At 68.4% G+C, this 23180-nt stretch carries 25 protein-coding genes; 7 read left to right on the top strand and 18 right to left on the bottom strand.

All coding sequences use genetic code 11. From position 1 onward, the window contains the following. Nucleotides 1–227: 227 nt before the first annotated feature. Together HTUR_RS17590 and HTUR_RS17585 are read right to left on the bottom strand one after the other, a co-directional pair. On the bottom strand, nucleotides 228–422 hold the full coding sequence (locus tag HTUR_RS17590) for a cold-shock protein (protein WP_008893525.1): 195 nt from the start codon (nucleotides 420–422) through the stop codon (nucleotides 228–230). Between the two features lie 106 nt (nucleotides 423–528). Beyond that, nucleotides 529–903, bottom strand: a complete 375-nt coding sequence (locus HTUR_RS17585) for a DUF7573 domain-containing protein (RefSeq protein ID WP_012944689.1) — start codon at nucleotides 901–903, stop codon at nucleotides 529–531. Between the two features lie 203 nt (nucleotides 904–1106). Between HTUR_RS17585 and HTUR_RS17580 the strand changes: the two genes are divergently transcribed. Continuing rightward, nucleotides 1107–1301: a hypothetical protein gene (locus HTUR_RS17580; protein WP_012944688.1), complete on the top strand. Its 195-nt coding sequence runs from the start codon at nucleotides 1107–1109 to the stop codon at nucleotides 1299–1301. Nucleotides 1302–1328: 27 nt separating this feature from the next. On the opposite strand, the gene HTUR_RS17575 is transcribed toward HTUR_RS17580, so the two are convergent. The 9 genes from HTUR_RS17575 to HTUR_RS17535 form a co-directional block, all read right to left on the bottom strand. Further along, nucleotides 1329–2342, bottom strand: coding sequence for a 5,10-methylenetetrahydromethanopterin reductase (locus tag HTUR_RS17575; RefSeq protein WP_012944687.1), 1014 nt, complete (start codon nucleotides 2340–2342; stop codon nucleotides 1329–1331). 173 nt (nucleotides 2343–2515) lie between these two features. Beyond that, nucleotides 2516–3328 (bottom strand): class I SAM-dependent methyltransferase, encoded by an 813-nt coding sequence (locus HTUR_RS17570; RefSeq protein ID WP_012944686.1) that lies wholly within the window; start codon nucleotides 3326–3328, stop codon nucleotides 2516–2518. 110 nt (nucleotides 3329–3438) lie between these two features. Next, nucleotides 3439–4209 (bottom strand): coenzyme F420-0:L-glutamate ligase, encoded by a 771-nt coding sequence (locus HTUR_RS17565; protein ID WP_012944685.1) that lies wholly within the window; start codon nucleotides 4207–4209, stop codon nucleotides 3439–3441. A gap of 63 nt (nucleotides 4210–4272) precedes the next feature. Further along, a complete protein-coding gene (locus HTUR_RS17560; RefSeq protein ID WP_049941793.1) occupies nucleotides 4273–4986 on the bottom strand; it encodes an aspartate racemase/maleate isomerase family protein in 714 nt (237 codons plus the stop codon). An 82-nt stretch (nucleotides 4987–5068) separates the two neighbouring features. Then, on the bottom strand, nucleotides 5069–6796 hold the full coding sequence (locus HTUR_RS17555; protein ID WP_012944683.1) for a hydantoinase B/oxoprolinase family protein: 1728 nt from the start codon (nucleotides 6794–6796) through the stop codon (nucleotides 5069–5071). Then, nucleotides 6793–8898, bottom strand: coding sequence for a hydantoinase/oxoprolinase family protein (locus HTUR_RS17550; RefSeq protein ID WP_012944682.1), 2106 nt, complete (start codon nucleotides 8896–8898; stop codon nucleotides 6793–6795). Before HTUR_RS17550 ends, HTUR_RS17555 begins: the two co-directional genes overlap by 4 nt. A 4-nt stretch (nucleotides 8899–8902) precedes the next feature. Further along, complete coding sequence (locus HTUR_RS17545) at nucleotides 8903–10108, bottom strand: Nramp family divalent metal transporter (protein WP_012944681.1); 1206 nt, start codon at nucleotides 10106–10108, stop codon at nucleotides 8903–8905. Nucleotides 10109–10262: 154 nt separating this feature from the next. Further along, nucleotides 10263–10805 carry a ribbon-helix-helix protein, CopG family gene (locus HTUR_RS17540; protein ID WP_012944680.1) on the bottom strand — a complete coding sequence of 181 codons (543 nt, stop codon included), beginning with the start codon at nucleotides 10803–10805 and terminating at the stop codon, nucleotides 10263–10265. Between the two features lie 83 nt (nucleotides 10806–10888). Continuing rightward, a complete protein-coding gene (locus HTUR_RS17535; protein WP_012944679.1) occupies nucleotides 10889–11398 on the bottom strand; it encodes a metallophosphoesterase family protein in 510 nt (169 codons plus the stop codon). Nucleotides 11399–11459: 61 nt separating this feature from the next. On the opposite strand from HTUR_RS17535, the gene HTUR_RS17530 reads away from it, so the two are divergent. Both HTUR_RS17530 and ddh read left to right on the top strand, forming a co-directional pair. Then, nucleotides 11460–12977, top strand: coding sequence for an NUDIX domain-containing protein (locus HTUR_RS17530; protein WP_012944678.1), 1518 nt, complete (start codon nucleotides 11460–11462; stop codon nucleotides 12975–12977). 227 nt (nucleotides 12978–13204) lie between these two features. Next, on the top strand, nucleotides 13205–14134 hold the full coding sequence (ddh, locus tag HTUR_RS17525) for a D-2-hydroxyacid dehydrogenase (RefSeq protein ID WP_012944677.1): 930 nt from the start codon (nucleotides 13205–13207) through the stop codon (nucleotides 14132–14134). 105 nt (nucleotides 14135–14239) lie between these two features. Here the strand turns inward: ddh and HTUR_RS17520 are convergent, their stop codons facing one another. Next, nucleotides 14240–15406: a polysaccharide deacetylase family protein gene (locus HTUR_RS17520; RefSeq protein WP_012944676.1), complete on the bottom strand. Its 1167-nt coding sequence runs from the start codon at nucleotides 15404–15406 to the stop codon at nucleotides 14240–14242. A 203-nt stretch (nucleotides 15407–15609) separates the two neighbouring features. Between HTUR_RS17520 and HTUR_RS17515 the strand changes: the two genes are divergently transcribed. Then, nucleotides 15610–16134, top strand: coding sequence for a GNAT family N-acetyltransferase (locus HTUR_RS17515; RefSeq protein ID WP_012944675.1), 525 nt, complete (start codon nucleotides 15610–15612; stop codon nucleotides 16132–16134). 237 nt (nucleotides 16135–16371) lie between these two features. Here HTUR_RS17515 and engB read toward each other — a convergent pair whose 3' ends face one another. After that, nucleotides 16372–16989 carry a GTP-binding protein EngB gene (gene engB / locus HTUR_RS17510; protein ID WP_012944674.1) on the bottom strand — a complete coding sequence of 206 codons (618 nt, stop codon included), beginning with the start codon at nucleotides 16987–16989 and terminating at the stop codon, nucleotides 16372–16374. Between the two features lie 190 nt (nucleotides 16990–17179). Here engB and HTUR_RS17505 point away from each other — a divergent pair, with 190 nt between their 5' ends. Together HTUR_RS17505 and HTUR_RS17500 are read left to right on the top strand one after the other, a co-directional pair. After that, the gene (locus tag HTUR_RS17505; protein ID WP_012944673.1) at nucleotides 17180–18472 is read left to right on the top strand and encodes a TIGR00341 family protein; all 1293 of its coding nucleotides are present in this window, start codon (nucleotides 17180–17182) and stop codon (nucleotides 18470–18472) included. 124 nt (nucleotides 18473–18596) lie between these two features. Beyond that, on the top strand, nucleotides 18597–19355 hold the full coding sequence (locus tag HTUR_RS17500) for a flagellin (RefSeq protein ID WP_012944672.1): 759 nt from the start codon (nucleotides 18597–18599) through the stop codon (nucleotides 19353–19355). Nucleotides 19356–19401: 46 nt separating this feature from the next. Here HTUR_RS17500 and HTUR_RS17495 read toward each other — a convergent pair whose 3' ends face one another. Beyond that, nucleotides 19402–19743, bottom strand: coding sequence for a hypothetical protein (locus HTUR_RS17495; protein WP_012944671.1), 342 nt, complete (start codon nucleotides 19741–19743; stop codon nucleotides 19402–19404). A gap of 24 nt (nucleotides 19744–19767) precedes the next feature. Continuing rightward, nucleotides 19768–20757 carry an NOG1 family protein gene (locus HTUR_RS17490; RefSeq protein ID WP_012944670.1) on the bottom strand — a complete coding sequence of 330 codons (990 nt, stop codon included), beginning with the start codon at nucleotides 20755–20757 and terminating at the stop codon, nucleotides 19768–19770. Between the two features lie 81 nt (nucleotides 20758–20838). Between HTUR_RS17490 and HTUR_RS17485 the strand changes: the two genes are divergently transcribed. Continuing rightward, nucleotides 20839–21243, top strand: coding sequence for a DUF5518 domain-containing protein (locus tag HTUR_RS17485; RefSeq protein ID WP_012944669.1), 405 nt, complete (start codon nucleotides 20839–20841; stop codon nucleotides 21241–21243). Here the strand turns inward: HTUR_RS17485 and HTUR_RS17480 are convergent. The 3 genes from HTUR_RS17480 to HTUR_RS17470 all read right to left on the bottom strand — a co-directional run bounded on the left by HTUR_RS17480 (nucleotide 21205) and on the right by HTUR_RS17470 (nucleotide 23150). Further along, nucleotides 21205–21435 (bottom strand): hypothetical protein, encoded by a 231-nt coding sequence (locus HTUR_RS17480; RefSeq protein WP_012944668.1) that lies wholly within the window; start codon nucleotides 21433–21435, stop codon nucleotides 21205–21207. The genes HTUR_RS17485 and HTUR_RS17480 overlap by 39 nt on opposite strands. Nucleotides 21436–21455: 20 nt before the next feature. Next, the gene (locus tag HTUR_RS17475; RefSeq protein WP_012944667.1) at nucleotides 21456–21800 is read right to left on the bottom strand and encodes a four-helix bundle copper-binding protein; all 345 of its coding nucleotides are present in this window, start codon (nucleotides 21798–21800) and stop codon (nucleotides 21456–21458) included. A gap of 138 nt (nucleotides 21801–21938) precedes the next feature. Then, nucleotides 21939–23150 carry an AAA family ATPase gene (locus HTUR_RS17470; protein ID WP_012944666.1) on the bottom strand — a complete coding sequence of 404 codons (1212 nt, stop codon included), beginning with the start codon at nucleotides 23148–23150 and terminating at the stop codon, nucleotides 21939–21941. Nucleotides 23151–23180 lie beyond the last annotated feature (30 nt).

Genomic DNA, 23180 nt, shown 5'->3' with positions numbered 1-23180 from the left:
AACATATGCTTTGCGTCGACATCTCCCGATTTGCGCCGGACCGCGAACGCGCGTTCGTCGCCGTTTGCTCCTCGTCACCCGAGCCGCGGGGCGGTCGCTGACCGGCCGCGTCACTGTCCTCGCGTCGATACCGGCACAAAGAACCGACGATCAGGCCGGACAGCGGACGGTACTGCCGTCGCTACCCGGCTAACGATCAGAGAACGATACCACTACACCGAACCGGCTTACAGGCGTTCGAGGTTCGTCGCTCGGGGGCCCTTTTCGGCCTCCTCGATCTCGAACTCGACCTCCTGACCCTCCTCGAGGTCGGGGCCGCCGACGTCCTCCATGTGGAAGAACACGTCTTCGTCCGCGTCGTCAGTTTCGATGAATCCGTAGCCGCCAGTGTCGTTGAAGAATGCGACCGTACCTTGCGCCATTGCACCTCTATAGAACCACGACGGAAATATAAAGCTTCGGGAGCACACTCGCAGGCATACCCGATATATCGGCCCGTCACCGGTCCCAGGTGGCGATTTCCGGGGGTTACCAGCTTTTGCAGTCCGGACAGACGAGATCCCCGTCCTCGCGCCAGACGCGGTCAGTCTCGTCCCCACAGCGGTGACAGGTGTACTCGCCCCAGCCGTACGTCGAGAGCCCGGCGTCACCGCTCAATTCCTCGTCGATATCCGCGGCGAGACCGTCCTCGACTGTGCTGTCGTCGGACTCGACCCGTCCCGGGTCGATGTCATCGAACTCGGACTGCGCCGAGACACTGCCCCCCGAGTCCGAGTCGTGGTCCAACTCTGTGTCCGAATTCGAGTCCGAGTCGGTCTCCGAAGCCGAGTCGCCGTCACGAGCGTCGTCGTCGTCCGACGGCTCGGACTCGGCGAAATCCGTGAGTGTCGCGTCGTCGGTCACGAACGGGCCTACGACCGGCACCGGCTTAGCGGTGGCGGCGAGGGTGCTACGCTCCCGCCCTCGAGGAGCCGCCGAAGGCGGCGAGTGGGGCGGGGGAGTTCACTGGCTCCGCTCGCCACACGAGCGACCGTCCGGTCGTGCGGACCGCCACCGTGCGACGGCGTACCGGCACGGCCAAGTAGCATCGGTGACAACCCCCGGACATGGACACCGTCACTCCGATGAACGTTATCGTGGACAACCTCACCGAGATGATCGAGCTCTTCGGCGACGTTGCGACGGGCGAGGCGCTCGCGCCGCTTCTCATGGTCGTCGGCGGTCTGCTGGTCGTCTTCTCGATGGCCGTCTTCGGCGCCCTCACTCTCGGCGCCGTCGGAAGTCTCTTCTCCTCGAGCTAATCCCGACGCCGGCGATCTACGCCGACGTCAGTCGTTTTCGCCGTCCGTCGCCGCCGCCAGCGCCTCGCTCGCGCGGTCGACCGCGTCCTCGAGGTCGGGGCCCAGCGGCGAGCCGACGACGATGCCGTCGACGTGCTCGAGCGCCGCTTCGAAGCGCTCGGCGACCGTCTCGGTCGTCCCGGCGATACAGAAGGCGTCGATCATCTCGGGCGTCACGCGACCGAAGGCCTCGTTCAAGTCACCCCGCTCGAGCGCCTCGCTCACCTCGTTGGCCGCCTCGCGGTCGATGTCGTGGCGCTCGAGGACGGGATCGGCCGCGCCGCCGGCGATGAAGGCCACGGGCGGTCGGGCCGCCTCTCGAGCCGCCTCCTCGTCGCCCGCGACGCTGACGCTCGCGAACGCCAGCGACTCGAATTCGCCGGCGTCGGCCGGACGGTCGGCGAGCCCCTGCTCGAGTTTGCCGGCGGCCCACTCGAGGTCCCGCGGATGGGCCGCGTTGATCAGGACGCCGTCGGCGTGTTTCGCGCTCATCCGGAGCATGTGGGGCCCCTGCGCGCCGACGTAGACCGGGATCTCGCCCGCGGGCTCGAGGTTCAGCGACGCGTCGCGTGCGGTGAACGTTCCCTCGTGGGTGACGGTCTCGCCGTCCCAGAGTTCGCGTGCGAGGTCGAACGTCTCGAGGACCCGGCGAAGCGGCCGATCGCGCTCGACGCCGAGATTGGACAGCGAGGAGCGGTCGCCGGCGCCGACGCCGAAGACGGCTCGCCCGTCGCTGACCTCGTCGATCGTCGCCGTCTGGGCCGCGAGCTTGACCGGGTGGGTCTCGTAGGGGTTGACGACTCCCGGCCCGAGGCGCAGGTCGTCGGTCGCCGATGCCATCCTCGAGAGCACGACGAACGGGTCGCGATTGAAGTAGTGGCTGCTCGTGAAGGCGATATCGAACCCGTCGGCCTCCGCGCGGGCCGCCAGGTCGGCGATGCGCTCGGGCGGGTGCTCGGGCGTGAGTTCGATCGCCCAGGTCGGACTGTCGGGATCACTCATTCGCCGACCCTCCGCGTTCGCCCCGTCGGCCGTCCGTCCGAATCGAGGACCGATTCGGAACCGCGTGTCGGTTCATGTCCGCAGGGTCGGCCAGCGCGGTGAAAAGCCCACCGTCACCGGAGACGGTGGCCGCCGTCGCGGAGATAGGGTGTACGGCGGGCGTCGACCACCGGCTACTCGGCGCGCGCCCGGAAGAACAGCGCCGAACCGCGGCGGTCGAACTCGAGGCTCGAGAACCCCGTCTCGCGGAGGCGGTCGCGAAACGACTCGACATCGAACGGCTCGGCGCCGACCGTCAGTCGCGCGACCGCCCGCACGGGCGCCGCGCCGAGCACGTACTCGTCGACGATCGTCGTTCCGACGAGTCGACCACCGGGCCGGAGGACGCGGCGGATTTCCGCCAGCGCCGCGTCGATGTCGGGAAAGAGGTGCAGCGCCCAGCAGCAGGCCACCCGGTCGAACGCGTCCGTACCGATCCACAGTTCATCGGCGCTCATCCGCGCGAACGCGACGTTCTCGATCCCCTCGCGGACGGCGTATCGCTGCGCTCGCTCGAGCATCCCTCCGGAGATGTCGACCCCCACGACTGACGCTGCGTCGCCGGCGACGCGTCGAGTGATCCGGCCCGTGCCGCAGGCGACGTCGAGCACGGTCGGCGCTTCGGCTTCGGCCTCGATTTCGGCCCCGGCTCCGGCCTCGGGCTCGAGCATCGACGCGATCGTCGAGCGGTCGTCCCGCGGCGCGGTCGCACCGCCGATGAGGCGGTACAGCGGTCGGAACCAGACCGGCGTCTCGTAGACGGGTGCCAGTCGGTCGAAGACCGTCTCGTGCGAGGAGTCGCTCACCCCGTTGGGGACCGGGAAACGCGGGATCCCGTTCGCGATCGGGATCGTCTCCCCGCAGTTCAGACAGTCCAGTTCGCCGTCCCGCCGCGACAACCGCCAGCCGCAGCGTCGGCAGACGTATCCCGGTTCGAGCGCGGCCATCGCCGTGACCTACGTTCGCGTCGGCCTTGAGTTCCCCCGCCGACGTCCGGCGGCGGGGCGTCTCTCGAGACGGAATCGAACGACGAACGAGTCGCGCGTTCGCGTCGATCTCAGCCGTCGAACTCCCAGTCCCGAAGCGCTTCCCGAACGAGGTCGTTCTCGACCGCTCTGAACAGTTCGTCGCTGCCGTCGTGGTCGCCGAACTCCCAGTCGCGGACGGCCACCGCGGGGACGCCGCCCGCGCCCTCGCCGGTTACGAGATTTGCGGCGGCAGCGAGTTCGTCGACCACCGACTGGACGGTGACGCCGAGTTCGTGGCCGTCGCGGTCCGCCTCGCCGCGCCAGTCCCGGCTGGCGGGCATGCCGGCCCAGCCGATCGCGACGCCGGTCTGGCCGTGTCGGAACGGGCGTCCGCAGGTGTCGGTGACGATCACAGGGACGTCCTCGTAGCCCCGTTCCTCGAGTCCCGCGCAGATGCGCTCGGCGCTCTCGCTTGGCTTTCTGGGCAGCAGGAGGATGTCGTGGTCCGGCACGTTCGACCGATCGATCCCCGCGTTCGGACAGATGTGGCCGAATCGCGTCTCGGCCAGCAGGAACGGGACGTCGATCAACAGCTCCGCGCTCTCGTCTAAGACGGCCTGTGCGAACCGCGGGTCCTTCTCCTCGCCGGCGATCTCCTCGATCCGGTCGGCGATCTCCTGTGCCCGGCCGCTGACGGGATAGTCCTCGAGATCCGCCAGTCGTCCCTCGGCCTTCGAGACGATCGTGCTCGCGACGGTGAGCACGTCACCGGGCTCTAAGTCGACCCGCTCCGCGACGAGTTCGGCGATGTCGTCGCCGGGACGGACCTCTGGCAGGCCCGTCACTGGTTCGAGTTCCATACTGGTGGGTGGAACAGCGGTGTCAAAAACACATCGTCATCGGGGAACCGTTGGCGCCGACGATTACGGCCGCTCGCACTCGCGTAGCGTCCCCAGTCCGTCGAGATCGACCTCGAGTCCCGCGACGCCGCAGACGTCCCACAGGGTCGCGCCGTTGCTCGTGAGTACCGGCACCCCCAGTTTCGACTCGAGGGAGCCGACGGCCGCGAGCGAGCGGTAGTTCGTACAGGAGACGAAGACGGCGTCGAGTTCGTCGCCGTCGACGCGCTCGATCACTTGCTGGACCGCGTCGTCGGGGGTCAGCGCGCCGATCGCCGTGTTCGCCTCGAGGCCGCGGCCGTCGATCGAGGCGACTTCGAACCCCGCGGCCTCGAGGAACTCCCGCTCCTTCGCGTCGAGATCGGCGGTGTAGGGCGTGACGACCGCGATCCGTTCGGCGTCGAGGGCCTCGAGGGCGCGGACGACCGACCGAGCGGTCGCGATCGCGGGGACGCCGGCCGCTTCCGAGAGGCGGTCCTCGAGTTCGGCGTCGAACCCCGGTCCGTGGAGCAGGCTGCCGGTCGTACAGGCGTAGGCGACGGCGTCGACGTCGGCGTGGCCGAGCAGTTCGGCCGCCCGCGCCGCGTCGTCGCTCATCGCGTCGAGCTCGTCGACGGTCACCGACTCGAGTGCCATGCGCGCGCCGTGGACGGTGACGTCGTCGGGGAGTGCCCGGCGGAACTCCGATTCGGCCGTCGTGTTCGAGGAGGGGACGATCAGTCCCAGTCGGCCGCGCACGCCGGCGGTATCGTCCGTACCGGACGCGTCAGCTATAGCGCCCGCGTCAGCTCTGGGAGCGTCGGAGTCAGTCATCGCTCGGTCACTCCCCGTCTCCCTCGCCGTCCGCGTCGGTCGTCTTTTCGGCCGCGCGATCGGCATCGAGCGCGTCCGCGTCGCGCTCGTCGGGATCGCCGTGGCCGCCGCCGCCGGGCGTGCGGACGGTCACGGTCGTTCCCGCCGCCACGTCGACGGTCGTCTTCGCGGCGACTTCCTCGCCGTCGATCAGGTTCTCGCCGGTCGCGCCGCTCTCGCCGCCGGCGACGCCCTTGGGCGCGTGGCGTCGGCGCTCGGTCAGCAGCGACACCGTCGCCGGCTGCTCGACGGTGACGGTGCGCTCGAGGCCCAGACCGCCGCGCTGGCGGCCGTGACCGCCGCTGTCGGGCCGAAGCGCGTAGCGCTCGACCCGCAGCGGATACTCGTTTTCGAGGGACTCGACGGGCGTGTTCAGCGTGTTGGTCATGCCGACCTGGACGCCGTCCATCCCGTCGCGGTCCGCTCGCGCGCCGAAGCCGCCGCCGATCGTCTCGTAGTAGGTAAAGGAGCCGTCGCGGGCGCCGATGGTCAAGTTGTTCATCGTCCCCTGTCCCTGGGCCGGCACGCGGTCGGGCGCCGCCTCGGCGAACGCGGTGAAGACCACGTCGGTCACGCGCTGGCTGGTCTCGACGTTGCCGCCGACGACGGCGGCGGGCGACTCGGGGTTCAGCAGCGTTCTCGCGGGCGCGCGGACGGCGACTGGCTCGTAACAGCCGTGGTTCGGCGGGATCTCGGGATCGGTGATACAGCGCACGACGAAGTAGACCGCGCTCTTCGCGACGGCCAGCGGCGCGTTCAGGTTCCCGTCGAGTTGGCCGTCGGTGCCCGCGAAGTCGACGTCGATCGTCGCGCCGTCGATCGTCACCGCGACCGAGATCGCGATGTCTTCGTCGGTGACGCCGTCACCTTCGAGGACGTCGGTCGCCTCGTAGGTGCCGTCCGGAAGCTTCCGGATCTCGTCTTCGATCCGTTCGCGAGAGTAATCGATGACGGCGTCGAAGCCCTCGAGGACCGTCTCGCGGCCGTGCTCGTCGAACAGCGCGGCGAGGCGTTCCTCGGCGCGCTCGTTGGCCGCCTGCTGGGCCCGGAGGTCGGCGCGGCGCTCGCCGGGGTTGCGGACGTTCGCGAGCACGAGCGAGCGGACCTCTTCCCGGGGCTCGCCGCCCTCGACGATCCGCGTCGGCGGCAGGCGAAGCCCCTCCTGGTAGATCTCCTGGGCGCCGGCGGGCATGCTGCCGGGGGTCATCCCGCCGACGTCGGCGTGGTGGGCCCGCGAGACCGCGTAGCCGACGATGTCGCTCTCGTCGCCGTCCGCGTCATCCCCGTCGGCTCCGACGTCCGCGCCGGGCGCGATCGGCGACACCATCGTCACGTCCGGGAGGTGCGTCCCCCCTCGGAAGGGATCGTTCAGGATGAACACGTCGCCGGGCTGGGGATCGTACTCGAGGACGGCGTCGACGGCCGCGGGCATCGCGCCCAGGTGGACGGGAATGTGCTCGGCCTGCGCGATCATTCGACCCTCGGCGTCGAACAAGGCGGTCGAGCAGTCTCGGCGCTCCTTGATATTCGGCGAGTAGGCGCCGCGGATCAGCGTCTGTCCCATCTCCTCGGCGACGCTCTCGAGCTGGTTGCGCAGCACCTCAAGGGTCACCGGATCGATGCCGTCGGCGTCCGTCGCGTTCGATTCGTCCGGTTCACTCGTCGCGTTCGTGGTCTCGTTCGAGTCTGGCGTCATCGGGAATCACCCCCCCGCGTCATGACGAGGGTGCCGTCCGCGAGAATCTCGCCCGCCCAGGTCGGCGGGACGACGGTCGTGCTCTCGGCCTGCTCGAGGATCGCCGGCCCGGAGACCGTCGATCCGGCCGCGAGGCGGTCCCGGTCGTACACTGTCGCCTGCTGCGGCTCGGTGCCGGCGCCGGGGAAGTGGGCCTCCCGCGTGCCGATGGGCGCGTCGCCCGCGCCCTCGTGGCGGACGGTCGGCTCCGATCCCGGCACGGTCGCCGTCGCGCGGAGGTTGACGACCTCGACAGCCTCATCTAAGGCGTAGCCGTACGCGCGCTCGTGGGCCTCGTGGAACCGCTCCGCGACGGCCTCCGCGTCGAACTCCTCGTCGGCGGGGACGGTCAGTTCGAAGCTCTGGCCCGCGTAGCGGCAGTCGGCCGCGCGTTCGACCCGCGCCGCGTCGGGGTCGGAGGCGTCGGCGAGGACGTCCGCCACGAGGCCGTCGTAGACGGCCTCGAGATTCGCGGGGTCGGCCTCGTTCAAGTCGGCTCCCACCGTCCGCACGGCGTCGTAGCTCTCGTCGGCCGCCAGCAGGCCGAAGGCCGAGAGGACCCCGCCCGGTCGCGGGACGACGACGCGATCGACCTCGAGCGAGTCGGCCAGCGCCGCGGCGTGCATCGGGCCCGCGCCGCCGAACGCGACCAGCGCGAACTCGCGGGGGTCGTGACCGCGCTCGACGGTCACCGAACGGATCGTCCGCGTCATCGTCGCGTTCGCCACGCGGTAGACGCCGCGGGCCGCCTCGAGCGCGCTCTCGAGACCGGCCTCGTCGGCCAGTCGCTCGAGGGCCTCGCGGGCCGCCTCGACGTCGAGGGTCATCTCGCCGCCCAGCGCGGTCTCGGGGCCGATGTAGCCCAGCACGACGTTGGCGTCGGTGACGGTGGGTTCGGTGCCGCCCTTGCCGTAACAGGCGGGACCAGGGTCGGCGCCCGAAGAGCGGGGTCCGACACGGAGGGCGCCGCCGGCGTCGACCCAGGCGATCGAGCCTCCCCCCGCGCCGACGGTGTTGACGTCGACCATCGGCGTCCGGATCGGGAGGCCGTCGATCTCGGCGTCGGTCGTCCGCTCCGCGCGGCCGTCCCGGACGAGGCTCACGTCGCTCGAGGTGCCGCCCATGTCGAAGGTGACGAGTCCCTCGACGTCTTCGTCGTCGACGGTCGCCGCGGCGCCGACGACGCCAGCGGCCGGGCCCGACAGCGTCGTCGTCACGGCGTGGTCCCGAACCGTCTCGGGATCGGCGATGCCGCCGTTGGCCTGCATGATCCGCGGCGCCGGCACGCCGGCGTCCTCGGACTCCTCGACGAGTCGGCCCACGTAGCGGTCGATCGCGGGCCGCACGTAGGCGTCGACGGCCGTCGTCGACGTGCGCTCGAACTCGCGGAACTCCGCGAGCACCTCGTGGGAGGCGGAGACGGGAACGTCGAGTTCCTCGCGCAGCGTCTCGGCGACGCGCTCCTCGTTCTCGGGGTCGGCGTAGGCGTGCAGCAGCGAGATCGCGACGGCTTCGACGTCTCGCTCGCGCAGCGTCGCCGCGAGGTCTCGGACCTCGTCGGGGTCGACGGGCTCCTCGACGCCGTCGGCCGTCGTTCGTTCGCTCACCTCGAAGCGCCGCTCTCGGGGCACCAGCGGTTCAGGCTTCTCGGCCTCGAGATCGTACAGCTCGGGCCGGTCCTGCCGGCCGATCTCGAGGACGTCGCGAAAGCCCTCGGTGGTCACGAGGGCGGTCTTCGCGCCGCCGCGCTCGAGCAGGGCGTTGACCGAGACGGTCATCGCGTGGGCGAACTCGTCGATCTCGGCGGGGTCGATCCCCGCGTCGTCGCAGGCCTTACGCAGGCCCTCGAGGACCCCGATGTGCTGGGGATCGGTCGAGGGAACCTTCGCGGTGACGAGGTCGTCATCGACCGAGAGGGCCACGTCGGTGAACGTCCCGCCGACGTCGACGCCGATTCGGGTGCCGGTCCCGTCGCTCGAGGGCGACGCACCGCCGTCGGTACGGGGGGTGTGGTCGGTGATCGATGCGTTCCGCGTCGGGTCGGAAGGGTTTGAATTCGTCATTCGATTAGAGGAGCAAGACGTCGTAGAGCGTTCGAAGTCCGATACCGATCACGACGAGGGTGACGAGTCCGCCAAGCACGTTCTGGAGCGTGCTGTTCGTGTACTCGCCGAGCAGGTCGTCGTTGTTCATCGCGTAGATGAGGAAGACCGCGAGAATGGGCAACAGGAGCCCGTTGGCGACCTGCGCGAAGACGATGACCTCGACCGGGTTGTAGTCCAGCGCCGAGAAGAGGATCCCGACGCCGATGATCGTCAGCCAGATCGCGCGAAAGCGGGTCGATTTGAGGTCGCGCTCCCAGCCGAGCGCGCCGGCGGTGGCGTAGGCGCCGGCCAGCGGCGCGCTCATCGAACTCGTGAAGCCGGCCGCGAAGAGGCCAATCGCGAAGAACGTCAGCGCGTAGCCGCCGAAGACGGGCTCGAGTTGGTCGGCCATCTCGCCGACGTCGCTGATCTGTGTCCCCTCGGGGAACACCGCGGCCGCGGTGACGACGATCGCCGTCGTGATGACGCCGCCGACGGCGACCATCGCGATCGTGTCCGTCCGACACTCCGCGAGGTCCGCGGCGCCGTCCCACCGCTCCTGGACGGTGCTGGCGTGCAGGAACAGGTTATAGCCGACGACGGTGGTCCCGACGAGGCCGGCGATCAGGTACGCCGAGCCCTCGGGGACCGTCGGCACGAGGCCGCCCCCGAGCGCGGTGAGATCGGGCCGGACCATGACGGCGTTGAGTACGAACGCCAGCCCCATGACGATGACGAGGCCGATGAAGACCCGCTCGATCAGTTTGTAGCTGCCCGTCCACAGCAGGCCGGCGGCGACCAGTCCCATGATCGGGCCCCAGACGTTCTCGCTGATGCCCGTAATCGTCGCCAGCCCGGCGGCGCCGCCGACGATGTTGCCGGTCTGGAACGCCGCCGTCCCGATCCCGATCGCGCTCACAACGAGCGTGATCGTCACGCCCCTCGCGAGCGGGTTCGAGAACTCGTTTCGAAACGCTTCCCCCAGTCCCTCCTTCGTGATCAGGCCGAGTCGCGCGCTCATCTCCTGGAGGACGATCGTCGCTAGAATCGAGAACGCGATCGTCCACACGAGCAGGTACGCGTACTCCGCACCGATCACACTCGCCGTCGTGACGGTTCCCGGACCGACGAACGCCGCCGCAACCAGCGCCCCCGGACCGATCGCCTTCAGTCGGTCAGCAATTCCCATGATGTGTGTCCACACACAATCTTCGATGAAACGAGTAAAAGGATTATTAAGAATCGAACACACGACGATTCGCGTCGCTCGAGCGGGAACGAATCGCGTATGAAGACGTATGAACTCGTATGATCGTTCGGGGCCAGTGAGTGTCGGGCTCGAGTCAGTCCGGCCGCTCGGTGACGATCACCTTCGAGACGCCCCGGTCGATTTCGATCTCCGTCGGCATGTCGACGGTGCTGCGCTCGAGGAAACGGGTCATGAACCAGCGGATCGCTTCCGACGGGAAGACGATGTGGTAGACGTCGCCCTCCTCGCGGCGCACCTCGAGGAAGCCACAGAACGAGAGCCACTCGAGCACCTCGCCGACGCTCTCGAACCGCTGGGCGTACTCGCGGGCGTGGTAGTCGGAGACGCGGTCGGCCGCCGCCACGAACTCCGGGTCGGGGTCACCGCCGTCGTAGCAGTGCTCGAGGAAGGCGTGAAGGAAGTCGACGTCCAACAGGACGTGTTCGCCGGAGGTCAGCATCCGGTAGTACTGCTCTAAGTTGTCGCTGGGCCGGCCGCTGGCCGCCTCGAAGTTCGCCGCGTAGAACGTCAGCGCCCGGCGAACGAGTTCGCTCTGTCCGTGATTGGTCTCGGACAGCAGCGTCTCGAGGGCCGCGTGCGAATCTTCGTCGAGAGATACCGTGACACGTTCGGTCATGCCACGAGGTAGAACGCGAAACGGGTATAGTTCACGGGATTTGCCGGCGCGAAGACAGTCACTCGGCCCCTCCGTCGCGGCGCTCAGTCGGTCCGCTCCTCGACCGCGAGCGATCCGTTCTCGACGGTCGCGACGAGCATCGTCGCGCGGTCGGCGGGGCTGGCGCCGGTCGCGCTGCCGGGGTTGAGCACGCGGACCCCATCGACCGTCGTATCGACGACCTCGTGGGTGTGGCCGGCCACGGCGACCGGATCGGCGTCCACGCCGGCTTCGCCGCGGGCGGTCTCGACGACCCGGTCGTGCCAGCCGCGCGGCGACCCGGTGCCGTGGGTGACGACGAACGTCACGCCGCCGACCTCGAGGGTCGCGGTCGTCGGCACGTCGATCGTCGCGGGATCCGTGTTGCCGCGGACGGCCGTCAGGTTCGCGGGCCCACCCGCGAGGTCGACGACTCGCTCGTAGGCCTCGTTCGAGTCGAAATCCCCCGCGTGGATCGCGTGGTCGGCGCGTTCGAGTTCGTCGACGACCCAGTCGGGAATCGTCCGCTCTCGAGTCGGTACGTGCGTATCGGAGACGATGGCAACGTGCGGCATAGGCGAGTATCGGGCGTCGAGTCCCGAAAGCGATTCCCTCCGGGCGGCCGTTGCCTCGCGTATGAGTGACTCACCGGGTGCGGGTCGCGGTCGCGACGGAAACGAATCGGGCGGCGGAGATGAGTCGGACGCGACCCGCGTCGTCACCGCCTTCCTCCGAAACCGCGGCGCGGTCCTCCTGTTGCGACGCAGCGACGCCGTCGGCACGTATCGGGGACAGTGGGGCGGCGTTTCGGGGTTCGCGGAGGGCCAGCCGGACGAGCAAGTTTCCGTCGAGATCCGCGAGGAGACTGGTCTAGAGCCCGGCAAATCGGTTTCGTTCGTCCGCTCCGGACGCCCCGTCGAGTTCGAAGACGCCGACCTCGAGCGCGAGTGGGTCGTCCATCCCTATCTCTTCGACTGCGAGACCCGCGAGATCGAACTGAGCGAGGAACACGACGCCTTCGAGTGGGCCGCCCCGACGGCGATGCTCGACCTCGAGTCCGGGCCGGACGACGAGAACGGACTCGAGACCGCTGTCGGTGACGAAATCGGCGAGACGGTTCCCGAACTCTGGACCGCCTACGAGCGCGTCGCCCCGACGGTCCGCTCGATCGCGGCCGACGACGAGCACGGCGCCGCGTCGCTGTCGATCCGCGCCCTCGAGGTGCTGCGCGATCGGGCCGGATTGCTCGTCGCCGAGCGCGAGGCGACGTCGTCGCCTCGAGACGACGAACGGGGAACCCGTGCGTTCGGCACCGATCCGGAGGAAGAGTGGGACGAGCTCGCCGAACTCGCCGGTCGGTTGCTCGAGGCCCGACCCTCGATGGCCGTTCTTCGGAATCGGGTCAATCGAACGATGGCCGACGCCGCCGATGTCGCAGACGGCGACGAGACCGCTGTCAGCGCGCCCTACGTCCTCGAGTCGGCGCTGTCGAACGTCGACCGCGCGCTGACGGCGGACGAAGACGCCGCGGCGAACGCCGGTGCGCGGATCGACGGCGCCGTCATGACGCTCTCGCGGTCCGGCACCGTCCTCGAGACGCTCCGCGGTGTCGCCCCCTCGCGCGTGTTCGTCGCCGAGTCCCGGCCGGCCCGGGAGGGGATCGACGTGGCCGAAGAACTGGCCGCGAGCGACGACGTCGACTGTCCCGTGGCGGTCCACACCGACGCGGCCGCGGCGCACATCCTCGCGAGCGAGGATGTCGACCGCGTCGTCGTCGGCGCCGACACGGTGCTCCCCGACGGCGCCGTGGTGAACAAGACCGGCACCCGCGGGCTGGCGATCGCCGCCGCCCGCGAGGGCGTGCCGGTCTCGGTCGTGGCCGCTACCGACAAGGTCTCGACGCGCGAGGGCGTGAACCTCGAGTCCGGCGATCGGTCGGCGGTCTACGACGGCGAGGCGGCGGTCGACGTGGTGAACCCCACGTTCGACGTGACGCCCGCCGACTGCGTCGACGAAGTGGTGACCGAACGCGGGACGCTCGAGACGGGTGATATCGGGGAGATCGTCGAGGAGCTGCGGAGACTCGAAACGTGGCGAACCGGTCGCGAGCCGACGAACCGAGAAACGACAGACCGAAACCCTTCGAGGGAGTAGCGGCTACCGGCGGCTGTGACGAACTGTTACCCCCTCTGAGCCCCTTGTGACGAGGATTTTTCCCGAGCCGCCACTCATCGACGTCGACGAGCGCACAGTGTCGCGATAGGTATCGACTTGCGTCGAGCCCGCTCGCTCGAATCTCGCTGTAGTCGGTCTCCGCGTCACCGTCGACGCGTCCGCCGTTCGCCCAAACCTTCAACCCCGACTCGTGCGTAGCGCCCGCCATGCAGTTCGAACTCGAGCGACTCGGCGTACACGACTCGGTCGAGGCGGTGTTTCCGCCGTCGGAACTCGCGGACTTCCTCGCCGATCTCCCCGCCACCGTCGACGTGGTCGGTGACGACGAGATCGCGGCCTGCGACGCCGTGGTCACCCTGGAGCACCGCGAGGCGTTCCTCGAGTGCGACTGGGTGCACTCCATTCAGGCTGGCGTCGATCGATTCCCGTTCGACGAGTTCGAGGCCAACGACGTGGTACTGACGAACAGTACGGGCATCCACGACCGGACGGTCGGGGAGACGGTCGCGGGCTACCTGCTCTCGTTCTCGCGGCGACTCCACGACCTCCTCGCCAACCAGCGGGAGCGCCGCTGGGAGCGCCCCGCGTGGGACGATGGGTTCACGCTGCCGGGCAAGACCGCCTGCGTCGTCGGCACCGGGACGCTCGGTCGGGGAGTCGCGGAGACCCTCGGCGGACTCGGACTCGAGGTATGGGGCGTTCGACGGTCGGACGAGCCCGTCCCCGGTTTCGACGAGATCTACACGAACGATTGGCTACTCGAGGCCGTCGGAGACGCCGACTTCGTGATCGTGACGGTACCGCTGACCGACGAGACTCACCACCTCTTCGACGCCGAGGCGTTCGACGCGATGCGCGCGGACGCCTACTTCGTCAACGTCGCTCGCGGCCCGGTCGTCGACGAACCGGCGCTGATCGACGCCCTCGAGTCCGACGCCATCGCGGGCGCGGCGTTGGACGTCTTCGAAGAGGAGCCCCTGCCCGAGGACTCCCCGCTGTGGGCGATGGACGAGGTGATCGTCACACCTCACTGCGCGGCCTACACGCGGGACTACTTCCGTGACGTCGGTGAGATCGTCCGCGAGAACGTCTCCAGACTCGAGACCGGCGAGGAATTATACAACCGCGTCGTCTGACCGGCGCTCGGGTCACGGCCGATCGTCGTCCGACCCAGTGCCCAGTGGGTCGACGGGAGACGGCGGCACCCACGAGATCGACTGTCGCGACCGTGCCCGGCCCCGTCAGGATCGCTCGTCGTCGCGTCGGCGATTCGAGAGGAGATACCCTGCGGTCCCGAGGCCGGCGAGCGTGCTGGCGATCCCGAATCCCGGCAGCGAATCGTCGTTGCTCTCGTCGCTCTCGTTGGATTCTCCACCGGCCCCGTCGGTCTCATCGCTCTCACTCGGATCCGCGGCGGTCCCGTCGCCGTCCTCCTCCCGGTCCTCGAGATCGGCCAGCGCCGCTCGAAGCGTCACGATCTCGAGATCGCGCTCTTTCGCCGCCCGAATCGCGAACCGGATCCGTTCGGGGGACGTCTCGTCGAACTGGCTGTGACCGACCGCGATGCCGAGGGTATCGTTCGCGGCGACGTTGTCGAAGAAGGACTCGATCTCGGCTTCGGTCACCGCGTGTCCGTCGATGCTCGAGCGACCGAGCGCGTGCGGATCGAGTCCCTCGAGCGCGTTCAGTCCGTTGCCACCGCGGTTCGCGAACGCGGCGTAGTGGTCCCGAACGAGGTCTTCGACCAGCCCGTCGCTGCGACCGAACGGCGAGACGAACCCGTCGACCTCGACGCCCATATCTTCGAGCGCGTCCTTCGAGCCGACGACCTCGTCTCGGATCCGGTCCTCGGTGAAGCGGACGTACGCGGTCTCCGCGTCGAACGACTCGCCGATCGGCTCCGCGAGGTCGAGGTAGATCCCGTCGTCGTCGTTTCGGCCGCCGCCGGCGACGGCGTTCTCGACGGTTCGGTCGCCGTCGCTGATCACGATCTCCTCGCCCTCGTGTTCGGCGAGGAAGCTCCCGTCGAGAGAGAGCCGTTCGTCGCCGGCCGCGGCCGGCGCGGTCAGATAGAGGTTGCCGACCGCGACGTGACTCGCGGTGTGGGCCATGATCTCCCAGCCCGCGTCCTCCATCTCCCGCAGGTGTTCCGGGAGCAGCCCCCAGGAGGTGTCGACGTGGTCGACGACAGCCGCACAACAGGCGGGGACTCCCTCGTCCTGATGGACGGGGAACGTGTCGGTCCAGTCCTCGCGCCAGCTATCGTCGTAAACGAACACGACGCGACCGTTCGTGTTCGATTCGGCGGAACCGACGACCGCTCCGGTTCCGGCAGTCCCGAGGCCGGCCACCGTCAACGCGCCCGTCGCGCCGAGCCGGCAGACGTCGCGTCGCCCGAACCCGCTCATCGCCGGGCACCTCGACCGTTGCCCGTAGCGCGTTCGTTCCGCCGAAGCAGTGGAGCGGACCGATCGGTCCGTACGCTACTGTCCATGGTCGCGTCGTCGACGTGTCGGGTCGTTATTATTATACGGTTAAGTGCAGTAGAACGGACGAATTCGGGATTCGGCTCGGGCCCGATTTGCGTGCCGACCGCGTTCCACGCCCGACGATGACTTCCCCTCGGCTCTCGCTCCGCGAGGCGACGTCCGCAGACGCCGCGTCGATCGCCGACGTCCACGAGGCGTCAATCTGCGCCTTCGGCAGCGACGGGTACGACGACGAGCAGGTCCGGGCGTGGCTCTCGAACGCCCATCCCGAGCGGTACCCGCTCGAGGAGGACGGCTTCCGCGTCGTCGTCGCCGACCACGAGGCCGACGGCGTCGTCGGCTTCGGTCTGCTCGACTGCGAACCCGCCGGCCGTGACGACCCGTCGACCGGCGAAATCGGGGCCGTCTACGTCCACCCGAACCACGCACGGCGGGGCATCGGCCGCGCGATGCTGGAGGCGCTCGAGTCGGCCGCCCGAGACGCGGGCCTCGAGACGCTCGTCCTGACCGCCTCACGGAACGCCGTCGGGTTCTACGAGCGACAGGGGTACGAGGGCGTCGAGACGGTCGCCCTCGAGATGCAAGACGACGTGGCGCTAGCGTGTCTGCGGATGCGGACGCAGTTGGAAGACGGACAATCGCGATAGCACGGTTCGAGCGCGCCTCGCTCGAGTGGCCGGGCGCACGACTCGAGAAGTACGAGAGTCGTGCAACCCGGGGAAGGGCAGGCCGTTCCATGACGAATGCCGCGAGCGACCGCAGGGAGCGAGCGGGCCGACGACCGATGTGAGCGACTCTAAGGAGCGAACGGAGGGAGGAGTGCTTTTGATCAACCTTTTACCGAGCGAACGAGCGTAGCGAGTGAGCGCAGGGTAAAAGGTTGGTCAGAAGAACTTGAACAGATCGTCCCGGTTCTGCTCGTGCAGATGGGTGCGGACGGCCTCGTTGAGGGAGCTGATCTGTCCGTTCTTGGCGGTGATCGGTGCGATGGTCTCCTGCCACTGTTTCCACGGCGGGTAGAGGCCGAGGCGGTCGCAGAGGTCGTTCAGGCGCTCGTCTCTGTCGTCGACCTTGTCCATCTTGTTGACGGCGACGACGGTCGGGACGTCGACGTCCCGCAGGAAGTGGAACATCTCGACGTCGTAGGGAATTTCGTCGGGGCCGGAGTGGCGGTCGATGATGTCGATGACGCTCTTGCCGTCGACGACCAGAACGCCGACGAGGATGTTGTCGGCGTACTCTTCGACGTACTGGACGATGTCGGTCTTGATCTCCTCGCGGTACTCCTCGTCGACGCCGCTCATGAAGCCGAAGCCGGGGAGGTCGGTGACGACGAAGTCTTCGGCGGCCCAGTCGTAGTGGTTGGGCTGGCGCGTGACGCCGGGTTTGCCGCCGGTGTCGAACTTGTGCCCCGTGATCTCGCGCATGAGCGTGGATTTCCCCACGTTCGAGCGACCGACGAGGACGACCTCCGCCTCGCGGTCGGGACGCGTATCGAACATATCCCGTCGTAGGAGCGTCGCGGGTTTATAGACGGTGATCGGTTCGCTCGCGACGACTCGAGTCGACCGCGGCGTTCGCGGTCCGCGAGCCGGAAGTGGCGGACTCGAGGCTCGCTTCGGGCCGCGAAACCCGTCGCCTGCGCGGCGAAAGCGCCCCAAGTTATGAGCCCGGGGGTACTCAGCCACCAACGTGCGGCTCGTTCAGTTGACAGTACCGACGGGGAAGCGGGAGACGATCCTCGAAGAGCTCGACGAGCGGGGGATCGACTACGTCCTGACCGACGAGGAGAGCAACCGGGGGTACACCGCGGTCGTCTACTTCCCGCTGCCGGATCCGGCCGTCGAGCCGGTGCTCGACGAGCTCCAGGACGTCGGCGTCGACGAGGACGCCTACACCGTCGTCGTCGACGCGGAGACGGTGGTCTCGCGGCGCTTCGAGGCCCTCCGCGAGGAGTACGAGAACGGCGACGTCGAGACCGACCGCATCTCGAGGCAGGAGTTGCAGTCCGAGGCAGATTCGCTGACGCCGACGTTCGCGGTCTATGCGATCATGACGATCATCAGCGCGGTCGTCGCGACCGCGGGACTGTTTCTCGACTCGCCGGCCGTCGTCGTCGGGTCGATGGTGATCGCGCCGCTGATCGGACCGGCGCTCGGACTGAGCGTCGGCTCGGTGATCGACGACGAGGAACTGTTCAGAGAGAGTCTTCGTTACCAGATCATCGGCATCCTCCTCGCGATCGGCGCGGCGGCGGTCTTCGCGCTGCTGGTCAGGGTGACCAACATCGTGCCGCCGGGGCTCAACATCAGTACCGTCGGCGAGATCTCCGAGCGGCTCGCGCCGGATCTGCTCTCGCTGGTGATCGCGCTGGGTGCCGGCGTCGCGGGGATCATCAGCATCGCGACGGGGACCGCCGTCGCTCTGGTCGGCGTCATGATCGCGGCAGCGCTGATCCCGCCGGCCGCGGCCGCCGGTATCGCCATCGCGTGGGGCGAACCCTCCGCCGCGATCGGCGCGACCGTGCTCGTGCTGGTCAACGTGCTCTCGGTGAATCTCGCCGGGCTCCTGACGCTGTGGTGGGCCGGCTATCGCCCGGAGAACCTGTTCTCGCTCGGCGAGACGGAACAACGCGTTCGCAGGCGAGTGCTCGGACTGGCCGTGATCGTCCTCGTCTTCGCCGTCTTCCTCGGGGCCATCACCTACTCGTCGTACACCGTCTCGACATTCGAGGAAAACGCCAACGAGGAGGCCGAACTCCTGCTCTCCGAGGGGGAGTTCGCCGAGTACCAGCTCCTCGAGCTCAACGTAATCATGGACGAGAGTTACCCCTTCATCGGACCCCAGCGCGTCGTCGTCACCGTCGGCGGTCCGCCCGGCGAAGCGTCGCCCGAGCTGGCCGATCGGTTACACGAGCGGATCAACCAGCACACGGACGAGGAAGTCGACGTTCAGGTCAGGTACGTCGGGCTCGTCGAGCGCTGAGTCGTCCGCCCCGCCCGATTCCGTCTCGTGCTCGCGTTGACACCGATCGCCGGCGACCCGGACGCCGACGGCCGGTAGGATTATCCCGTTTCCGTCCCGTCGTTTCCTCGAACCCTCTCCGCCGATGGTCCGAACCTCCGTCGTCCAGTTACTGTTGTTCACCGCCGCGATCAGCGCCGCGACGCTGTTCGCGGGCACCATCGCCACGGAGGCCGGGCTGTACGCCCAATCCGTCGAGGGCGAGGGCGAACGGGACGTCGCGACGATCGACGGCGAGATTTCGCTCATCAACCACCCCGAGGCCGGGACGACGTACAACGAGACCGCCGACGGCGTGACGATATACGCCAAGAACGTCGGCGGCGCCTCGCTCGAGCCCGCCGCCGACCTCCTGATCGACGGCGAGTACGTACTGCCCGTCGAGACCCGCGTTCTCGAAGGATCGGATTCCGTCTGGCGCGAGGGATCGGTCCTCGAGCTAACCGCCTCGGCGTCGCTCGAGCCGGGAGTCCACCGCGCGGTCGTCGACGCCGATGGTGCCCGGGATCGCCTCGAGTTCGAACACCGGATCGCCTACTGGACCAGCCCGGCCGGGCAGAACGGAACCGCCGACGACTGTACCGCGGAGAACTGTACCGTCTCCCTGAACGAGAGCGGCGGCGAACTGACGCTCGAGATGGCGACGGAGCTCGACCAGCCGAACGAATCGGTCACGTACGCGAGTTCCAACGAGACCGTCGCGACGGTCGATCCCGAGACGGGGACGACCGACGCGGACGGGACCGACTCGACAACGCTTCACTTACACGAGACGGGTGAAACCACCGTCACGCTCGACGTCGGGTGGGATACAGACGAGATCCTGATCCGCGTCGAGGAGTAGGCGAACCGAATCGCGACGACGGATGCTATCGGATCGGAGACTCCGCTCACCGATCGCGGAGTCGCTCGAGGGGGCTCAACCGCGAGTCTCCGTCGGCGTCGTCCGCGTTCGACTCCGACCGATCGTCGCGGCCATCGTCCGTCTTCGCGTTCGTCTCCGTTTTCCGTCCGCGTCGCCCGAGCCGGCGTCGAATCCAGGTTCGCGGTCCGCCGATCCGGTTCACGAGGTACGTCGGGAAGTAGCAGACGAGCGCGCCGAGCGCCAGGTAGAACGCGGCCCACTCGTACCGTCCCGTTCGGACCGACTCGAGGCCCAGAAAGAACATCGGGCCGGCCATCGAGAAGCCGGCGGCGGTCTGGAGCATCCAGAGGATACCGGGGCCTCTCATCGGTTCGGGTGCCGTCGGGTCACGTTACTCCTCGAAGGGGAGTTCGGGCTCGTAGTCGACCGCCTCGATGGCCGCCTCGAGCACCGTCTCGACGTCCTCCCCGGTCTCGACGCTCATGGTGTAGTCGGCGTTCAGTTCGTCGAGCAGGTCCTCGTCCCAGACCTCTCGGCGATCGATCTTGTTCGCGATGGTGAGGACGGGGACGGAGTCGAACTGGGCGACGATGGAGTCTCGAAGCTCGAGCTGGGACTCGAGGGGGTAGCCACACTCGCCGCTGGGATCGATCATCACGAGCATGCAGTCCGCGAGGTGCTCGATGGCGCTGACCGCCTGGGACTCGATCTCGTTGCGCTCGGCCGGCGGGCGGTCGAGCAGTCCCGGCGTGTCGACGAGCTGGTAGCGGAGGTGCTCGTGCTCGAAGTGACCGAGACCGATCCCCTTCGTGGTGAAGGGGTAGGAAGCGGTCTCGCCCCGGGCGCTGGTGACGTCGTTGACGAACGAGGACTTGCCGACGTTGGGGTAGCCGGCGACGACGATAGTCGGCTCGTCGGGGTCGATCTCCGGCAGGTCGCGCAGATCGTTTCGCGACTCGTTGATGTACAGGAGCTCGTCGTCGATCTGCTCGACGATGTCCGCGAGCCGGGCGAAGGCCTGCTTGCGGTGCTTGCGCGCGGTGTCCACGTCGGTCTTGCGCAGGCGGGGCTGGTACTCCTCGTGGATCTCGCGGGCCTTCCGGCTGGCCCACATCACTTCGGAGAGGCTCTGGCGGAGTTTGTCGACGTCGACGATCGCGTCCGCGAGTTCGTAGTAGAACGGGTGGGCGTCGTACTCGAAGTCCGGCCACGCTGTCACGACGTTCTCTAAGTTGTCCGAGATGATGTTGGCCGCCGTCTGGAGCATCGACTGCTGGGCCTCGAGGCCGCGTTTGGCCTTACCGGCCCGCGCCGCCCGCGAAAACGCCTTGTCGATCAGCTCTTCCGACGTGGGCGTCGTCGGAAGGTCTTCGAAAATCATAGCCGTACGTAACACACGCTCTCTTAAAAGGTCGTTCGTTACGCGCCGCGGTCTTATCCTCGCTCGACCCGTATCTCGGCTATGACCAACTGGCGCGCCGTGTTCGTCGGCTTCCTGCTCGCGACCGTCTTCGGAATCGTCGGCCTCGTCCTGCCCGGCATCGGCCAACTCGCCGCGGGGCTGATCGGCGGCTTCGTCGCCGGCTACATGGCCGGTGGCGGCCTCGGTAGCGGCCTCTGGCACGGGCTGCTCGCGGGCTCGCTCGGCGGTATCATCGGCGGCCTCCTGATCGGCGTCGCCGTCGGCCTCGCCGGACTCGCGCTCGGCCCCGCCGGGGGCGCGATCTCCGGCGCCGCCGGCCTCGGCATCTTCGCGTTCGCCGTCGTGATCTCGCTGGTAATGGCCGTAGAGAGTGCCGTGGCAGGTGCCGTCGGCGGCGTGCTCAACTCAGGCCGTTCCGGTCGTGGCGGGCGGAACGCCTACTAATGGCGACCGTTCGAACCGATCGACCACCGCTCGAGCGGCGATCGACTGCTGTGCGTTTCGGACCGCCTCGAAAACGTATCGTTCGACGCCGTACTGCAGTCGATCACCGTTCTCCGCGCCTAACCGTTCGATGACCGCTTCGCAGGTACTCGCGGGGGACCGCTCGACCAGTCCCGGAAGCGGTGTGGACATCGGTACCGAAATCCCGTCGTTCAGGCCGACGCCATCTCCCGACAGCTCTCGGCACACTTCGGCAGAATCTCCGCGCAGGCCTGACAGTGGTCGTGGTCGTGCTGTTCGCACTCCTCAGCGCACTCCTCGCAGAGGTCGGCACAGATCTCGCCCAACTCCTCGTGGTAGCTCGAGTTGCGGGCCATGAAGCGCGCGTGCAGCGACGCGATATCGGCCACGTCACGGCAGAGCCGGATACAGCGGGCCATCCCGTCCTCGTCTGCACAGGCGTCGGCACACCACTCGCAGACCTGGGCGGCCTCGAGACAGTTGTCGATACACTCCTGCATGTGGTCGTCCGCGTGGTCGATCTGTTGAAGCGCCATCACGCGAACCGACGCCGAGGATCGGCATCAAGCTACGACGGGCGTTTGCAAGGGCGAATCCTGTAGTACGGCCATGAACCCTTCACACGGCGGAAGAATTTGACGGACAGCGGCGGCGATCGTTCGACCCGACCTCCCTTACGGCCACGGTGAATCGTCGTCCGCTCGAGTGGCCTCGTCGGTCGGCGAGCGTTCGTCGATCGCGCCGTCGGAATCGCGGCTCTGGTCCGATTCGGTCCAGGTAGCGTCCGGGTCGTCGCTCGAGTCATCGGACGACGGGTCGGCAGGGGACGCGCCGTCCTCTGGGTCTGACGACGAGTCCGCTACGTCGCCGTCTGCGGGCGGTTCGCTACCGGGGTCGTCGCCGTCGGGGTCGCTCGTGTCCGGCGACACCGCCGGTACGCCGACCGACCGCAGGGCGCGCCGCACGATATCGCCGCCCGCGACGCCCTCGACACTGGCCTCGGTCGTGAGCACGATTCGGTGGGCCATCGTCGGCTCGGCGAGTCGCTTCACGTCGTCGGGCGCAACGTAGGATCGGCCGTCGATGACCGCCGCCGCGCGGGCCGCCTCGAACACCCGCTGGACGCCCCGCGGCGAGACGCCGATCTCGGCGTGGCCGTCCCGGCGGGTCGCTCGCGCGAGTTCGATGATGTAGCGACGGATCTTCTCGTCGACGGTCACGTCTTCGGTAAGGTCCTGAATCGCCCGGACCGCGTCCGGATCGGTGACCGATTCGACGCTCGGCGACAGCGTCCGTCGGTTCGCCCGCCGCTCGAGCAGCCCCATCTCGCCGTCGACGTCGGGGTAGCCCAGCGAGGTCTTGACGCTGAAGCGGTCGCGCTGGGCCTCCGGCAGGCGGAAGGTCCCCTCCTGTTCGATCGGGTTCTGGGTCGCGACGACGACGAACGGCTCGGGCAGGTCGTAGGTCGTCCCGTCGACGCTGACCTGGCGTTCCTCCATGGCCTCGAGCAGCGAGGCCTGGGTCTTCGGGGGCGCGCGGTTGATCTCGTCGGCCAGCACGACGTTGGCGAACACCGGCCCTTCGGAGAACGCGAACTCGCCGCTGTGTTCGTCGTAGACCGTCGACCCGCTCACGTCGGAGGGCAGTAGGTCGGGGGTAAACTGGATGCGCGTGAACTCAAGGCCCATCGACTCGGCGATCGTCCGGGCGATGACCGACTTGCCCGTTCCCGGCACGTCCTCGAGGAGGACGTGGCCGCGGGCGAAGACCGCCGAGAGCACGGCGTAGAGCACGCTGTGGTCGACCACGGCGGCTTCCTCGATGCGCCCGACGACGTCGCGGACGGTCGCTTCGGCGTCGGCGGGCGTCACGTTCGACTCGTCCATACGCGAACGTGATACTCGGTGAACATCAAT

Source organism: Haloterrigena turkmenica DSM 5511, assembly GCF_000025325.1.
Taxonomy (GTDB): Archaea; Halobacteriota; Halobacteria; order Halobacteriales; family Natrialbaceae; genus Haloterrigena; species Haloterrigena turkmenica.
This window is presented reverse-complemented; position numbering and strand designations above follow the sequence as displayed.

Excerpts from the sequence above, each read along its gene's own strand:
- HTUR_RS17590 (WP_008893525.1), bottom strand. The coding sequence starts at position 422 with ATGGCGCAAGGTACGGTCGCATTCTTCAACGACACTGGCGGCTACGGA.
- HTUR_RS17580 (WP_012944688.1), top strand. The coding sequence starts at position 1,107 with ATGGACACCGTCACTCCGATGAACGTTATCGTGGACAACCTCACCGAG.
- HTUR_RS17575 (WP_012944687.1), bottom strand. The coding sequence starts at position 2,342 with ATGAGTGATCCCGACAGTCCGACCTGGGCGATCGAACTCACGCCCGAG.
- HTUR_RS17570 (WP_012944686.1), bottom strand. The coding sequence starts at position 3,328 with ATGGCCGCGCTCGAACCGGGATACGTCTGCCGACGCTGCGGCTGGCGG.
- HTUR_RS17565 (WP_012944685.1), bottom strand. The coding sequence starts at position 4,209 with ATGGAACTCGAACCAGTGACGGGCCTGCCAGAGGTCCGTCCCGGCGAC.
- HTUR_RS17555 (WP_012944683.1), bottom strand. The coding sequence starts at position 6,796 with ATGACGCCAGACTCGAACGAGACCACGAACGCGACGAGTGAACCGGAC.
- HTUR_RS17550 (WP_012944682.1), bottom strand. The coding sequence starts at position 8,898 with ATGACGAATTCAAACCCTTCCGACCCGACGCGGAACGCATCGATCACC.
- HTUR_RS17545 (WP_012944681.1), bottom strand. The coding sequence starts at position 10,108 with ATGGGAATTGCTGACCGACTGAAGGCGATCGGTCCGGGGGCGCTGGTT.
- HTUR_RS17540 (WP_012944680.1), bottom strand. The coding sequence starts at position 10,805 with ATGACCGAACGTGTCACGGTATCTCTCGACGAAGATTCGCACGCGGCC.
- HTUR_RS17535 (WP_012944679.1), bottom strand. The coding sequence starts at position 11,398 with ATGCCGCACGTTGCCATCGTCTCCGATACGCACGTACCGACTCGAGAG.
- HTUR_RS17530 (WP_012944678.1), top strand. The coding sequence starts at position 11,460 with ATGAGTGACTCACCGGGTGCGGGTCGCGGTCGCGACGGAAACGAATCG.
- ddh (WP_012944677.1), top strand. The coding sequence starts at position 13,205 with ATGCAGTTCGAACTCGAGCGACTCGGCGTACACGACTCGGTCGAGGCG.
- HTUR_RS17520 (WP_012944676.1), bottom strand. The coding sequence starts at position 15,406 with ATGAGCGGGTTCGGGCGACGCGACGTCTGCCGGCTCGGCGCGACGGGC.
- HTUR_RS17515 (WP_012944675.1), top strand. The coding sequence starts at position 15,610 with ATGACTTCCCCTCGGCTCTCGCTCCGCGAGGCGACGTCCGCAGACGCC.
- engB (WP_012944674.1), bottom strand. The coding sequence starts at position 16,989 with ATGTTCGATACGCGTCCCGACCGCGAGGCGGAGGTCGTCCTCGTCGGT.
- HTUR_RS17500 (WP_012944672.1), top strand. The coding sequence starts at position 18,597 with ATGGTCCGAACCTCCGTCGTCCAGTTACTGTTGTTCACCGCCGCGATC.
- HTUR_RS17495 (WP_012944671.1), bottom strand. The coding sequence starts at position 19,743 with ATGAGAGGCCCCGGTATCCTCTGGATGCTCCAGACCGCCGCCGGCTTC.
- HTUR_RS17490 (WP_012944670.1), bottom strand. The coding sequence starts at position 20,757 with ATGATTTTCGAAGACCTTCCGACGACGCCCACGTCGGAAGAGCTGATC.
- HTUR_RS17485 (WP_012944669.1), top strand. The coding sequence starts at position 20,839 with ATGACCAACTGGCGCGCCGTGTTCGTCGGCTTCCTGCTCGCGACCGTC.
- HTUR_RS17480 (WP_012944668.1), bottom strand. The coding sequence starts at position 21,435 with ATGTCCACACCGCTTCCGGGACTGGTCGAGCGGTCCCCCGCGAGTACC.
- HTUR_RS17475 (WP_012944667.1), bottom strand. The coding sequence starts at position 21,800 with ATGGCGCTTCAACAGATCGACCACGCGGACGACCACATGCAGGAGTGT.
- HTUR_RS17470 (WP_012944666.1), bottom strand. The coding sequence starts at position 23,150 with ATGGACGAGTCGAACGTGACGCCCGCCGACGCCGAAGCGACCGTCCGC.